Source organism: Streptomyces cynarae, from assembly GCF_025642135.1.
GTDB classification, from domain to species: domain Bacteria; phylum Actinomycetota; class Actinomycetes; order Streptomycetales; family Streptomycetaceae; genus Streptomyces; species Streptomyces cynarae.
Genome location: NZ_CP106793.1, coordinates 646,322 through 658,666 on the forward strand (window position 1 = coordinate 646,322; position 12,345 = coordinate 658,666).

At 69.9% G+C, this 12,345-nt stretch carries 15 protein-coding genes; 4 read left to right on the forward strand and 11 right to left on the reverse strand.

What is annotated here, in order from left to right:
• The first annotated feature begins 22 nt into the window (after positions 1 to 22).
• Positions 23 to 484 (forward strand): hypothetical protein, encoded by a 462-nt coding sequence (locus tag N8I84_RS03105; RefSeq protein WP_263227928.1) that lies wholly within the window; start codon positions 23 to 25, stop codon positions 482 to 484.
• On the opposite strand, the gene N8I84_RS42645 is transcribed toward N8I84_RS03105, so the two are convergent.
• Positions 384 to 659 (reverse strand): hypothetical protein, encoded by a 276-nt coding sequence (locus tag N8I84_RS42645; protein ID WP_313884228.1) that lies wholly within the window; start codon positions 657 to 659, stop codon positions 384 to 386. The genes N8I84_RS03105 and N8I84_RS42645 overlap by 101 nt on opposite strands.
• Before the next feature lie 462 nt (positions 660 to 1,121).
• Here N8I84_RS42645 and N8I84_RS03115 point away from each other — a divergent pair, with 462 nt between their 5' ends.
• On the forward strand, positions 1,122 to 3,284 hold the full coding sequence (locus N8I84_RS03115; RefSeq protein WP_263227930.1) for an ATP-binding SpoIIE family protein phosphatase: 2,163 nt from the start codon (positions 1,122 to 1,124) through the stop codon (positions 3,282 to 3,284).
• On the opposite strand, the gene N8I84_RS03120 is transcribed toward N8I84_RS03115, so the two are convergent.
• From N8I84_RS03120 to N8I84_RS03150, 7 genes are all read right to left on the reverse strand, one after another.
• Complete coding sequence (locus N8I84_RS03120; RefSeq protein WP_263227932.1) at positions 3,274 to 3,450, reverse strand: hypothetical protein; 177 nt, start codon at positions 3,448 to 3,450, stop codon at positions 3,274 to 3,276. The two genes, N8I84_RS03115 and N8I84_RS03120, sit on opposite strands and share 11 nt — an antisense overlap.
• Positions 3,441 to 4,625: a beta-ketoacyl-[acyl-carrier-protein] synthase family protein gene (locus tag N8I84_RS03125; RefSeq protein WP_263227934.1), complete on the reverse strand. Its 1,185-nt coding sequence runs from the start codon at positions 4,623 to 4,625 to the stop codon at positions 3,441 to 3,443. Before N8I84_RS03125 ends, N8I84_RS03120 begins: the two co-directional genes overlap by 10 nt.
• A 949-nt stretch (positions 4,626 to 5,574) precedes the next feature.
• The gene (locus tag N8I84_RS03130) at positions 5,575 to 5,907 is read right to left on the reverse strand and encodes a glyoxalase superfamily protein (RefSeq protein ID WP_263227935.1); all 333 of its coding nucleotides are present in this window, start codon (positions 5,905 to 5,907) and stop codon (positions 5,575 to 5,577) included.
• Positions 5,908 to 6,179: 272 nt separating this feature from the next.
• Positions 6,180 to 6,512 carry a hypothetical protein gene (locus N8I84_RS03135; RefSeq protein ID WP_263227936.1) on the reverse strand — a complete coding sequence of 111 codons (333 nt, stop codon included), beginning with the start codon at positions 6,510 to 6,512 and terminating at the stop codon, positions 6,180 to 6,182.
• Positions 6,509 to 7,357 (reverse strand): IS5 family transposase, encoded by an 849-nt coding sequence (locus tag N8I84_RS03140; RefSeq protein WP_263227758.1) that lies wholly within the window; start codon positions 7,355 to 7,357, stop codon positions 6,509 to 6,511. The genes N8I84_RS03135 and N8I84_RS03140 overlap by 4 nt, the downstream gene beginning before the upstream one ends.
• 117 nt (positions 7,358 to 7,474) lie before the next feature.
• Positions 7,475 to 7,852: a cytochrome P450 gene (locus N8I84_RS03145; RefSeq protein WP_263227937.1), complete on the reverse strand. Its 378-nt coding sequence runs from the start codon at positions 7,850 to 7,852 to the stop codon at positions 7,475 to 7,477.
• Entirely contained in the window at positions 7,831 to 8,307 is a 477-nt protein-coding gene (locus tag N8I84_RS03150; protein ID WP_263227938.1) for a cytochrome P450 family protein, read from the reverse strand. Before N8I84_RS03150 ends, N8I84_RS03145 begins: the two co-directional genes overlap by 22 nt.
• Before the next feature lie 140 nt (positions 8,308 to 8,447).
• Between N8I84_RS03150 and N8I84_RS03155 the strand changes: the two genes are divergently transcribed.
• Entirely contained in the window at positions 8,448 to 9,350 is a 903-nt protein-coding gene (locus N8I84_RS03155) for a GNAT family N-acetyltransferase (RefSeq protein WP_263227940.1), read from the forward strand.
• Positions 9,351 to 10,167: 817 nt separating this feature from the next.
• Here N8I84_RS03155 and N8I84_RS03160 read toward each other — a convergent pair.
• Positions 10,168 to 10,437: a hypothetical protein gene (locus N8I84_RS03160; RefSeq protein ID WP_263227942.1), complete on the reverse strand. Its 270-nt coding sequence runs from the start codon at positions 10,435 to 10,437 to the stop codon at positions 10,168 to 10,170.
• On the opposite strand from N8I84_RS03160, the gene N8I84_RS03165 reads away from it, so the two are divergent.
• The gene (locus tag N8I84_RS03165) at positions 10,409 to 11,005 is read left to right on the forward strand and encodes a polysaccharide deacetylase family protein (protein ID WP_263227944.1); all 597 of its coding nucleotides are present in this window, start codon (positions 10,409 to 10,411) and stop codon (positions 11,003 to 11,005) included. The two genes, N8I84_RS03160 and N8I84_RS03165, sit on opposite strands and share 29 nt — an antisense overlap.
• A gap of 94 nt (positions 11,006 to 11,099) precedes the next feature.
• On the opposite strand, the gene N8I84_RS03170 is transcribed toward N8I84_RS03165, so the two are convergent.
• Complete coding sequence (locus N8I84_RS03170) at positions 11,100 to 11,318, reverse strand: hypothetical protein (protein WP_263227945.1); 219 nt, start codon at positions 11,316 to 11,318, stop codon at positions 11,100 to 11,102.
• An 11-nt stretch (positions 11,319 to 11,329) separates the two neighbouring features.
• On the reverse strand, positions 11,330 to 12,313 hold the full coding sequence (locus N8I84_RS03175) for a DMT family transporter (protein ID WP_390898834.1): 984 nt from the start codon (positions 12,311 to 12,313) through the stop codon (positions 11,330 to 11,332).
• Positions 12,314 to 12,345 lie beyond the last annotated feature (32 nt).

Below are 12,345 nucleotides of genomic sequence, written 5' to 3' on the forward strand. Positions count from 1 at the left end.
ACTCGGAGAACGGGGAACACACATGAGCAGCAAGTCCCGCACCGTCCTGACTGCCGGCGTCCTCGCCGTCGCCCTCGGCGTCGGCGCCACCGCCCAGGCCTCCGCCGGCGCCCCGCGCAGCGTCAGCGGCAAACCATCCGACAACATCACCCGCATCGCCGACTTCTACGGCGCCTACATCGACGCGGTGATCGACGAAGACAGGGGCAACCTCGGACAGGTCCTGCGCAGCCACTACCTCACGCCCGCCTTCGAGAAGGAGCTGGCGGCCTGGGAGGACCGGGAGCACGCCGACGGCGTCCTGCGCGCGCAGAACGTCCCGCTCGCCTGGAAGGTCACCGAGAACGGCACCACCCGCAACTACACGGAGGCCGTCGTCACCCTCACCTGGAGCCGCGACACCACCACCAAGCTGGTCGTCGACATGACCCGCGACAGCCACAGGATCTTCCACATCGGCGAGAAGGGCGTGGGACGCAAGTAGTCACCCTGGTCGCACCCGCAGCGTGCGAATCCGGAACGGTCGCGGCTCGAGGCAAGTCGCTGTCGCGCAGCGGCCGTTCCAGCAGGCCCGTCACCTCGGCCCGACCCACCGGGAACCGGGGCGTGAGGGCGGCCCGCACCCGGTCGCCCCGGGACTCGTGCAGCCGCACCACCACATCCCCGCTGCGGTCCTCCGCCGGTTTGTACCGTCTCGACGGTCACGGCCGGGTGATCGACCCGGACCCAGCGGCTCCCCGACCTGCGCCCCGGCTCCCGCAACGACAGCTCCAGGGCAAGCACCGGTGAGGGGCCGCTGGAAGACGAAGCCCCAGGCGACGATCGCCCGGCACAGCAGCATGTGCCATGTGCCCGGAACTCACCGGAGCCGGCGGCGTCGGCGTCCAGTGGTCCTGTGGCGGTCGTCGCATCCTGGCGGGCGGCGGCCCCTTGCCAGGTGAGCACGGCCCCCACCGACCGCGGTGTTCCGTCACTGTCCGCGTTCACCGCGCGATCCGCTGGTGTGGGCGAAGCGACCACCGGTGTTATTGAATGAGGTGTGCGGTCAGGGATCTCGGGGTCCCGTCGCATGGGTTCGAGTACGGCCCCGGCGCTGCGCCGGGGAATGCTGAGAGAGCCGCATGGACTCCACACCCTCCTCCTCGTCCTCCTCGCCGTTCAGCCTGGTCAGCAGCGCCCTGGGGCGCTACGTCCCGCGCAGCGGAGCGGCAGCGCCCGCCGGTCCTGCCGACGCGCAGGGCGACCGCACCGGCCGCCAACGCGTACCCGACAACCCGGCAGCCGATGGTCAGGAACAGATTCTCGGCGTGGTCAACCTGGACAGGGACCTGAGGATCACCTGCTGCAATCTGGACGCCCCTGTATTCGCGGGTCTGGACGCCGTGGCCGGGAGTCCCTTCGTCGATCTCCTGCCCCGCGGGGACGTACCGACGGTCACACGGCGGTTGCGGCAGGTCCTGTCGACCGGTGAGGCGCATGTCGCCCGGATCCAGCGCCTGCGGCGCTCCGACGGGTCGGAGCTGGTGGTCTCGCTGAGCATCCTGCCCGCCGCGGTGCCTCACGAGGGCCTGACCGTCTCCCTGATCGCCATGGCCAGGAGGCTGCATCTGTTCGCCGCCGAGACCGCGATCGGCACCTCGCTGGACATCTGCGAGACCGCGCAGTCGCTGGCGGAGTCCCTGCTGGCTTGGGGAGACGTGGCAGCCGTCGACCTCGACTTCGCCGTGTGGACGGGCGAGGGGGTCACCGGGCAGGCGCAGGGGCGCATCCGGCTACGCCGGGCGGCCCTGGTGCCGGACCGGGCGTGGCCCGACGGCTACGTGACTCCGGGCGACGATCTTCCCAGCGACGCGAGTCGTCTGCTTGCGCAGGCAGTACGGCGGGACGACGCCCCGCAGGCCATCGTCATGCCCGACCGGGAGGCGGTCGAGCGGGTACTCGGCAGTCCGCGAGTGATGCGTGCCCTGGTGCCCGGCGACCGGTCGGCAGGTGTGGCGTGCATTCCGCTGGTCCTGGAGGGCACGCCGCCCGTCGTGCTGGGCGTGGCGGAGGTCTGGCGGCGGTCGGACTGCCCCTTCCGCGACAGCGAGCTGTTCGACCTGCAGGAACTGGTGGCCAGGACCGCCCATCACGTCGACCTGGCCCGTCAGCACCAGCGCGAGCACACGCAGGTGCTGGCGTTGCAGCGCCGACTGCTGCCCCGGACCGGCGGCGACACCGTCGAGATCGCCAGCGTCTACCAGCCCGCCACCCCCGACAGTGCAGGCGTCGGCGGCGACTGGGTGAACAGCTTTCCGCTGCCGGACGGCCGGACCGCGCTGGTGGTCGGTGACGTCGTCGGGCACGGCCTGGGAGCCGCGGCGACCATGGGCCAGCTGAGCATGGAGGCCCGCGCGCTGCTGTCCGCGGGGCTGGCACCCGACGAGGTGCTGGAGCGCCTGGACGACACCGTGACGCTGCTGGACGACGCGGAGTCCGGGCTGACGGCCGGCTACAGCGCCCTGGGGTCGACCTGCTGTATCGCCCTCTACGACCCGGTCAGTCACCGCGTGGCGCTGTCCAGCGCCGGCCACCTCCCCCCGGTCCTGGTGTCCCCGGACGGGCACGCGGGTCCGCTCGCGGTCCGCCCGCATCCCGGCCTGGGCGCCGAGTTCGCTCTGCGGGAGCCGTTCGACGTGCACACCTTCGGCGCACCCCCAGGCTCCCTGCTCGCCCTCTACACCGATGGCTTGGTGGAGGATCCGGGCATGTCGATCGACGAGGGCATCGGCAGGCTGGCGGAGGTCGTGTCCACGGTGCACCCCTGGGACACCCTGCAGCAGGCCGCACGGCACGTCGTCTCCGCGCTGGCACCCGGGCACCAGCGCGACGACGTGACCCTGCTGCTCGCGCGCATGATCGGCTACCGCAAGGGGGACACCGCGACCTGGCGGCTGCCCGCCCGCGACGACGCCCCCGCCCGTGCCCGCGCGCAGGTCGCCGCGCTGCTGCGGAAATGGCGCACCAGGGACGACACCCGGGACAACGTGCTGCTGCTGGTCAGCGAGCTGGTCACGAACGCGGTGCGCTTCGCCACCGGTCCCATCACGGTACGGCTGATCAGGGCCGGTCGCGGCCTGCTGTGCGAGGTGGGTGACACCGGCAACGGCAGGCCGCGTCTGCGCCGGGGCGGCCTCCTCGACGACGGCGGTCGTGGCCTGCACATCGTGCACAGGGTCACTACCCGGTGGGGGGTGCGGTGGACGGACACCGGCAAGGTGGTCTGGGCGGAACTCACGAGGTGACGCGGCTGCGGGCGGAGGCGCGGCCGGCGAAGGGGAGCGCGGTGAGGGTACGGGCGCCGTACGCGTCACCCGGCGCCGCCGACGTACGGGCGGTGCCCTCGGCGGTACCGGTGACGCGGACGGCCGGTTCGCTGGTACGGGCGGCGCGGGCGCGCACTACAGCCACTCCCCATCCAGGGCGGTGGCGGAGAGGCCCGGTGCCGCCGCGTACAGGACGGCGCGACTGCCCGGCTTCTGCCCGGCGTCGTGGGCCCGCCGCATGATGTCGAACACGGCGGCGCCTCCACGGTTGCCGCCGGTGTAGCTGTCCCGGCTGTAGTCCAGCAGCCCCGAGGGCCACGCGTCGGGCATCGTCTGCTCCATGTACTCCAGCACCTTGGTCCCGCCGGGGTGCGCCAGCAGCACGTCGGGGTGCCAGGCGTCGGGGTGGTCCTGGTAGCGGACGCGCAGCCACTCCCACATCGCGGTGACCGTCTCCTGTACGGCGCGCGGCCCGCGCCGGTCCATCACGAAGTGGGTTCCGTCCGACCGCGTTTCCAGACGGTGCAGGTCCTGCGTGCCGGGCAGGGTGTGGTGCCAGGCGGCGTCCAGCCGCAGCATCGACTCGCGCCTCGGGCGGCCCGTGACCACCGCGGCGACTGCCGTGTCCGCAAACAGCAACCGGACGATCAGGGACTCGAGAGTGTCGTCCGCGGGCTGGTAGGTCGTGCTCAGCGCCTCCGCGATCACGACCAGGACCACACGGTCGGGGTCCGCGGCCACGAGATCCGCCGCCAGCGCCAGGGAGCGGGTCCCCGCGATACAGGCCCACTGTGTGGCCGGCAGCAGCATCACGTCGTTGCGGAGCGGAAGCCTGTTGGCCAGGGCGATGTCCAGACCCGGGAGCGCCGGGGTGGTGGAATTACTGGTGATCAGGCAGTCGATGTCTGCCGCGTCCAACCCGGCGATCTGCAGGGCCCCGCGCGCCGCGCGCTCCCCGTAGGACTGCACGGCCTCCCAGGCCGGCGCGGTGCGCTCCTGGACGGTCTGCGGCGCGGGTATCGCCTCGAGGGCGGCGATCGCGCGGTCCACGTCCTGCTGAGTGAACCCGTCGCGTGCAAGCGCCTCTCGGGCCGGCCCGATGCCGACAGTCCGCAGGCCCCCGCCGTTGCCGGGCGCGACGGCGGTCTCCAGCGGCAGCATCCACCCGCGGGTCTCGATGCCCGTACTGGCCGCGATGCCGTCGATCCGCGGCGCCCACGCCGCGTGCGGGTGCCGGCCGCGCACCTCCGCCACGATCTGGCTGGTCTCCACGGCGTGCTCGCCGTGTATCACGGCAGGAGGACAGACGTAAGCGGTCATAATGCGGCACCTTTCCGAGGGAACAAAGAGGAATGTCACGAGTGCTGTGTCATGGGTCACTTTGGAAATGCGCGCCCAAGAAATTGCCGACTAGCCCTACTTCGGGAGTCGGCATCCGTTTCGAGCATGAGCGTTAAATGGACATTTGCGCTGTGATGCAGACAACTTAGGTAGCCCTTGAAATGCGTGACACGGCACACACCGCTGAAATAGGGCTCTCAGAGCGGTTCCACAGGTTTTACCTGACTCACCGTCAGCCAGAAGGCTTCCTGGTCACTTCCGCCGGAGCCGGGCGACACCCCTGGCGGCACGGGCCACTCGACCACAGAGGCACGCCGCGACAGGGAAGAGACATGCCGCGATCGGCAAGCTGTCCGACGCGACCGGGCGACAGGCGGGAACGCGATTGCTGTACTTCGCCGCTGCCATACGTTCCCGAGACACCAAAGGCTCCGGTCGATCCGGGGCTCGGTATCACCAGGCCGGTCACGGCCGGACGTGGCTTCAGGCGGAAAACGCAATCCAATGCGAGCCCTCGCGGATCCCCCCCTGGGTGCTTGTCGTCACCGGGAGCACCCTGCCGACGGCCGAGGCCCACACCCCCGAAGCCTGGTGCGGCCTGCGCTCGATCGCCGTCTGCAACACTGCGGAGTCATCAACTGACGTGGCGTCAGATGGATTGCATCAGCGTGCCGATCCGCCCGTTGTCACGAGCGGCACGTAACCGTGATCACGGTGCCCTGTGTGGAAAAGCAGGATGGCCGTCACGAGGATGATCGCCGCCCCGCCGGTCATGAACCACACGCTCAGGGCGGAACGGCCACTCAGCCCGCCTCAGCGAGTCCGTCCGGCCCACGGTGAAGGTCCTTGTAGCGGAAATGTCTTCGAATGGTGGCTCTCGTCGGAAGATGCCGCCGCTGCTGATGGAGTCCATAGCGCGGACGAGAGTTCATTCCGTCGGCGTGCCGATCCGAAGCCGGTTGCCGTCAGGATCGCGCAGCTCGATCTCACGTCCCCAGGGAGCGTCCCTCACCTGCACACCGAACTCGGAAGCAGTGGCATCGAGATCACGAAGGCGGAGGTAGACCAACGTGTCGGGGCGGGCATCGCCCTGGTGTTCCGACAAGAACAACCGCACCCTGCCCCGGGCGACTTCGACGAACGCGGGAAGTCGCGGTTCGAAGCGGTGCTCCCACTGCTTGACGAAGCCCAGTCGCTCGTACCACCGAACGGCGGCCGCGGCATCCACGACATGAAGAATGGGAATGACTTCCTCGTCCATACAGCCCATCGTCGCAGACCGTCCGACAGGGCGAACATTGCCTGCGGCACTGGAGCCGACGAGTTGGCAGAGATGACTTCTGTGATTGTGCGGAGGGCGGCCAGGACTTCGGTCCTGGCCGCCCGAAAGTTCTCAGTGGGCGGTTCGTAAGGCGATGTCCGTTTCTGGCTGAGGTGGGAGCAAGGACGCTGGTGGAAGTTCTGCTGGCTATTGCTTCCTGGCGAAGTTGCCGGTGTCGGCCTCGGTGAGGATCCCGAGTTTGACCAGGCGTTTCAGCTTGGCGCGGGTGCCTTCGACGTTCTTCGGCAGCAGTTCGTGGCCGAGGGCTGCGCAGACGTCCTTGGCCCGTAGCGGCCCGGTCGCGTGGTTGAAGGTGGCGAGGATGCGGGGGTAGTCCGGGTGCTCGGCAGGTCCGGCGCGGACGCGGGGAGCCGGTCGGCGAGGCCGATGACGGTCTTGCGGGTGATCGTGAGGTGCTCCAGGTGCGTCTCGGCCTCCCGCAACCGGGTCTGCAGGTCGTCGATCTGTGCGCGGAGGTCGTCGGCCAGGGCCCGGGCGGCTTCTTCCTGGAGGTCCAGGGCATCGAGCAGGGGCCGGATGTTCACGCTGCCACCGCCTGCGCCGCGCGCCAGGAGGGGGCGCTCGCGCCGGTGAGGCGTCGGGTCATGACGTGGGTCATCGCCCAGTAGACGCGGGAGGCGGAGGAGGAGGGGCGGTGCTCGTAGTCGCGGACCAGGCGCCGGTGCAGTATCAGGATCCCGTAGGTCTGCTCGACCCTCCACCGCTTCGGCTGCGGCACGAACCCCTTGTCCTGCGGGTTGCGCGCGACGATCTCGACATCAATTCCCAGGCCGGCGCCATGCATGACGACCTGGTTCTTGAAGCCCTGGTCGACCAGGGCTTTGCGGACGGTTCCGCCGGCGTGCTCGGCGACCTGGTCCAGCAGGATGATGCCCGCGGCGTTGTCGTGGGTGTTCGCGGCGAGGACGACGACTGCGATGACCAGGCCGAGGACGTCCACGGCCAGGCCGCGTTTGCGGCCGGGCACCCGCTTGGCCGGATCGTGGCCACTCGTGGTGGCGGGGACCCCGGCGGCCACATGGACACTCTGGGTGTCCAGGACCACCAAGGTCGGGTCCTCTAATCGGCGGGCGCGTTCACGGACCTGGCAGCGCAGGAGTTCATGGATGACCTGGTCGGTTCCGTCGTCCCGCCAGGCGGCGAAGTAGTAGTACGTCGCGCTCTTCTGCGGCAGGTCGTGCGGGAGATAGGCCCACTGGCAGCCGGTTCGCCCCTGGTAGAGGATCGCGTTCACGATCTCCCGCATGTCGTAGACGCCCTGGTGGCCGCTGACCGAGCGGTGCCGGTCCTTCCACGCGGTGATCACCGGCTCGATCAACGACCACTGCTCGTCCGATAAGTCACTCGGGTACGGCTTGCGTTCACTCACCCGAACACATCACCAGATCAACAACCGTGGGCCGGCGGATTCCGCCCCGCCGCCACACCATCAGGCGACAGCAAATCCACTCAAAGACTCACGAACCAGCCACTCAGAGTTCCCCGGTCACCAGGTGACGTGAAGTTCGTGGGCGCCGTAGATAACGGCGTCGTACTTGAACGGGACCTGGTCCAGCTCGGTCGCCGGACGGAGAGTCGGGATGCGGCGCAACAGGGTCGGGTAGATCACCTGCAGTTCCCTCCGGGCCAGCGGCTGGCCGATGCAGTGGTGGTTGCCCGCGCCGAAGGCCTGGTGCCGGCGGGCGTCGCGGGTGATGTCCAGTCGGCCCGGGTCGGGGAAGACGGAGGCGTCCCGGTCGGCGAGTTCGCCGAGCATGATGACGCCCTCGCCCTGGCGGATGGTGCGCCCGGCGAGCTCGATGTCCTCCAGCGCGGTGCGGCGGCGCCCGAGGTGGGCGATGGTCAGGAAGCGCAGCAGCTCCAAGCATGCCGAAACCCGTGTAGGGCTCGAAGCGGAGTACTTCCTCCACGGTCCGGGACGCCGAGCATGTCGCAGATGACGTACACCGCCAGCGGGAAGGCCAGGTGCCGCACCAGGTCGGCCGGTTGGCCGTGCTCAAGCATGCCGTCGATGAGCCGGTCGGCCGTCGCCTCGATCTTGGGCACCAGCGCCTGCATGCGCTTGGCGGTGAACCACTTTCCCACCATCCGCCGCCAGCGCTGCTGTCCCTCGGCGTTGAGCGCCCTGGCCATCGGGCTGTCGAAGATGCTGCCCGCCTCACTGGCGGTGATCCGGGCCGCGTCCGGCCGGGCCAGACCCTCCCGGCTCAGGCGCGGGTCGGAGAGCGCGTGCTTGACGTCCTCGTAGCGGGTGAGCAGGGTCGCGCGGTCGCCGCTGCGACCACGGCCGATCGACAGCCGCCCGCCACGCCGTTGCACACGATCATTGCGGGACAGCTCTTGGTTCAGGCCGTGTCTCTTCGATCATCAGCCGCCTTCCCGAGTCCCCGATCCCGCACCACGCGAGCCGGTCGGAAACCGGGTGCGGACTGTCCGTGCCGTGGTGTGTGATCGGGGGTATGGCGATTGAGCTGGGCAAGCCGGGCGTCGACGGGCTGAGCGAGGCAGTGGGCGTACTGCGGGAGTGGCAGTACGACGGGACGCCGATGCAACTGCATCCGGGGGACCTGGGCTGGTTCTGGCGGTCAGGTGCGGAAGCGACTGCCGCGGCGGTCAGGACGTGGAGCCGGGACGGACAGATTCTCGCCGTGGGACTGTTGGACGGTCCCGGGCTGTTGCGGCTGACTGTCGCGCCGGACGCCCATCGGGACGCGGAGCTGGCGCAGCAGCTGGTCGAAGACGTGACCGAGCCGGAACGCGGCGTGCTGCGTGCGGGGAAGGCGAACATCGAGGCGCCGATGGGTGCACTGATCCAAGATCTGCTGTCGGAGGACGGCTGGAACGCCGACGAGCCGTGGACGCCGCTGCGACGCGACCTCACGGAGCCGGTGGAGGACCCAGGAGTGCGGATCGAGGTGGTCGGGCCGGAGAAGGCGCACGTATTCGCCGCCGTACATCGCGCAGCGTTCAACGGGTCCAGGTTCACGGACGAGGGCTGGCACGCGATGGCGGCCGGATCGCCGTACATCGACGCCCGGTCTCTGATCGCGTACGACCACCGGGGCAACGCGGTGGCGACGGTGACGGCGTGGTCGGCCGGTCCGGGTAGGCCCGGGTTGCTCGAACCGATGGGCGTGCACCCGGAACATCGCGGTCACGGTTATGGCAAGGCGATCACCGTCGCCGCGGCAGTCGCACTCCAGGAGTTGGGCTCGTCGAGCGCGATCGTCTGTACCCCGAGCTCCAATGTCGGCGCCGTCGCCACCTATAGGTCAGCCGGCTTTCAGCAACGCCCCGAGGTCCGGGACAAGTACCGGGACGCCCAGTGCCTTGACTCCTCGATCACGAGCGGAGCCAGATGAGGAGTGCGACAGGTGTGACGGCAAAACGTTCGGGAGGTTGCGGCGCTCACAGCCAGCGCCGGAGCCGAGAAATGATCCCATTGATCACCTGCCTGTGATCACGCCACCGGCCGCACCGAGCTCAGATCCCCCTGCTGAGCATGATCAGAACGACGAATCAACGAATCACTGATCGAAGAGACGCACTCTGGACTAGTTGCTCGTACTTCGATGACGCGGGCACCATCTCGGCGACAAAGCGAGTGAAGACGCACTCACTCTCCGGTCAAGTCGTCACAGAATAGTGCGGGCCTGACTTCTCCCGTTGCGCACGGATGCCACTGCCCGGTATCACGCGGGCGGCTTTTTCACCTCGCGCCCCTCCACTTCAGGAAGCAATGCGACATTCATCACGCATTGAAATTGTTAAGCAGGGCGACCGAGGCCTTTATGGTGGTCGGACATCAGGCGCAAAACGGATGTACTGGCCGCCATCGGGACCAGGGATCCGCGGCGGGCGATGGAGCCCGCCCCGTGAACGACCCCCGGAGCACTCGGGGCGACCGGTAACCCCCGGGCACTGATGCGCAGGGACGCAGATCTCCAGCGGACCCTGCCGGTGGACGCAGGCGCGCCGTCGGCCCGGCGGCGCGCCTGCGTCCAGCCCTGCGCGCGTCCGCGTGACCAGTACCAGCACCGATTCGGGCACCTAGTGGTGCCCAGGAGGAAGATCTGTGGCATTGGCCAGACTCAAAGGGGCGACGGCAGCCGCCCTCACGGCGGCGATCGCGGGAACCGTGCTCACGGCGTGCGGGCCGCACACCGGCGGCCACACACCTCAGAGCTCTCCCAGCAGCGCGACTCCCTCGACGAAGCCCTCCTCCCCCAGGGCGCACTCGTCGTCCCAGGCGCCGTCGCCCTCGTCCGCTTCCCCGTCCGCGTCGGCATCCGGCCGCGCGGCAGGAGGAACGCAGTCCGACCGCCACGGGGGCGCCACCGCGAATCCGTCCGGGCCCGCTTCGCAGTCCGGCTCGGCGAACGCCTTCAGGCGGCTGCCGAGCACCCCGACGGGCTCCGACGTGCTGGTCGGCCACGGGGTGGAGGGCACCGGCAAGTCCGTAGCGCTCACCTTCGACGACGGACCGGACCCGCGGTGGACCCCGCAGGTGCTGGCGCTCCTCGCCCAGCACCACGCGAAGGCCACCTTCTGCGAGGTCGGGCCGCTCGCCCAGAGCCACCCGTACCTGACCAAGGCGATCGTCGCGGCCGGGAACCGGCTGTGCGACCACTCCGTCCACCATGACGAGCAGCAGAGCCGCAAGCCGGTCGAGTACAACGTCCACGAGATCGTGGACGCCAAGCGTGAGATAACCAACGCCGCGGGAGACGGCGCGAAGCTGATGTACTACCGGGCGCCCGGCGGGGACTGGAGCCCGACGATCCGGGCGATAGCCGGCGCCAACCACCTGCAGCCGCTCGGCTGGAGCGACGACGCCAACGACTGGCGGCGCCCGGGCGTGGACGGCATCCTGCGCAACATCAACCACGACTTGCGCCCCGGCGCGATCATCCTCATGCACGACGGCGGCGGTGACCGTTCGCAGACGGTGCAGGCGCTCGCCCGACTCCTCAACCAGCTGGACGCTCAGGGCTACAACTACGGCTTCCCGGCCTGAGCTTGTCCTTCAAACCTGGCTCAGGTCCGCCTCGTTGCCGATGCCACCAGCCACGGGCAGCATGGCGGTCGCCCGGCGCGCCCGACCGGTGCGGTCAGTCCAGGTCGGTGGTGTCGGCCGCGGCCGAAGGGCCGGTCGCGTGACCAGTGCTCAGGTCGCCGAAGCGGTATTGGCGTTCGGCGCCGCGCTTGCCGACCGAGCTGGGGAAGGTCGAATCGTTGTGGTGGGGGCTGTGCCCCCGTTCGCCATGCACTTCCGATCCGCCACCGTGAACCCCCTCGACGCGATGCGGGGCGGTTCGGACATCGCGCACGGTGCTGTAGTTCAGCCGGTGCCGACCTTCTCCGGGCCATGGCCTGGGTCGGCCAAGCCGGATACCTCTGCGCCGGTGCTCTGGTCCGTCGTGAGCCCGCGCGGTCGATGAGTCGTCCGGGTGGGCGTGGTGAGCACGGCCAGGCAGCCGACGACCAAGGCGATGCCGGCCCACCCCACAAGGGGCAGGCGTTCACCGACGACGAGTACGGCCAGGACGGCCGCGACAGCGGGTTCGAGCAGGGAGAGGGTGGTCGCGGTGCTCGCCGGAACGTGCGCCAGGCCCCAGCCGAACAGGAAGTACCCGAGGAACATGGGCACCAGGGCCATGTAGGCGCCGACGGCCGCGTTCGACCAGGAGGCAAGGAGCGGGGCGCCGGTGGCCAGCAGCACCGGCATCAGCAGCAGCCCGCCCAGCCCGAAAACGGTTCCCATGGCCGCGCCGGAGGTGACACCGCGGCTGATCAGGCGGTGTGCCGCCCAGGAGTACAGGGCGTAGGTGAGCCCGGCGACCAGGCCGAGTCCCACCCCGAGCACGGTCTCCCCTGCGGAGCGGGCACCGGGCCCGGAGTGAGCGTCGGCGGCTTCGGCTGTGCACAGCAGCACCGTCCCGGACAGGCCCAGAGCGGCCCCGGCCATCCAGCGGTGCGTGAGGCGGCGCCCGTCGACGACGCGCTCGATCAGGGCCGAGGCGAGCGGGGCCGAGCCGATCGACACCACGGTGCCGACGGCGACCCCGGCCAGGTGCATGGAGGTGTAGAAGGCCAGAGGGTAGGCCCCCACCGACAGTGCACCGAGCAGCGCCACACCCCTGTGCGCGCGCAGCCTAGGGGCCTCCCGGCGGATGCTGGGGGCGGCGATCAGGGCCTGGAGCAGCCCGCCCAGCCCCATGGCGACAGCCCCGATCGCGAGCGGTCCCACCGCTGGGGCGAAGGTCGCGGCGGTGCCCGTGGTGCCCCACAGCACCGACGCCATCAGCACGCACGTCGCGCCCACGCCGACCGAGTCTGCCGCGTGTGCTGCGGGCC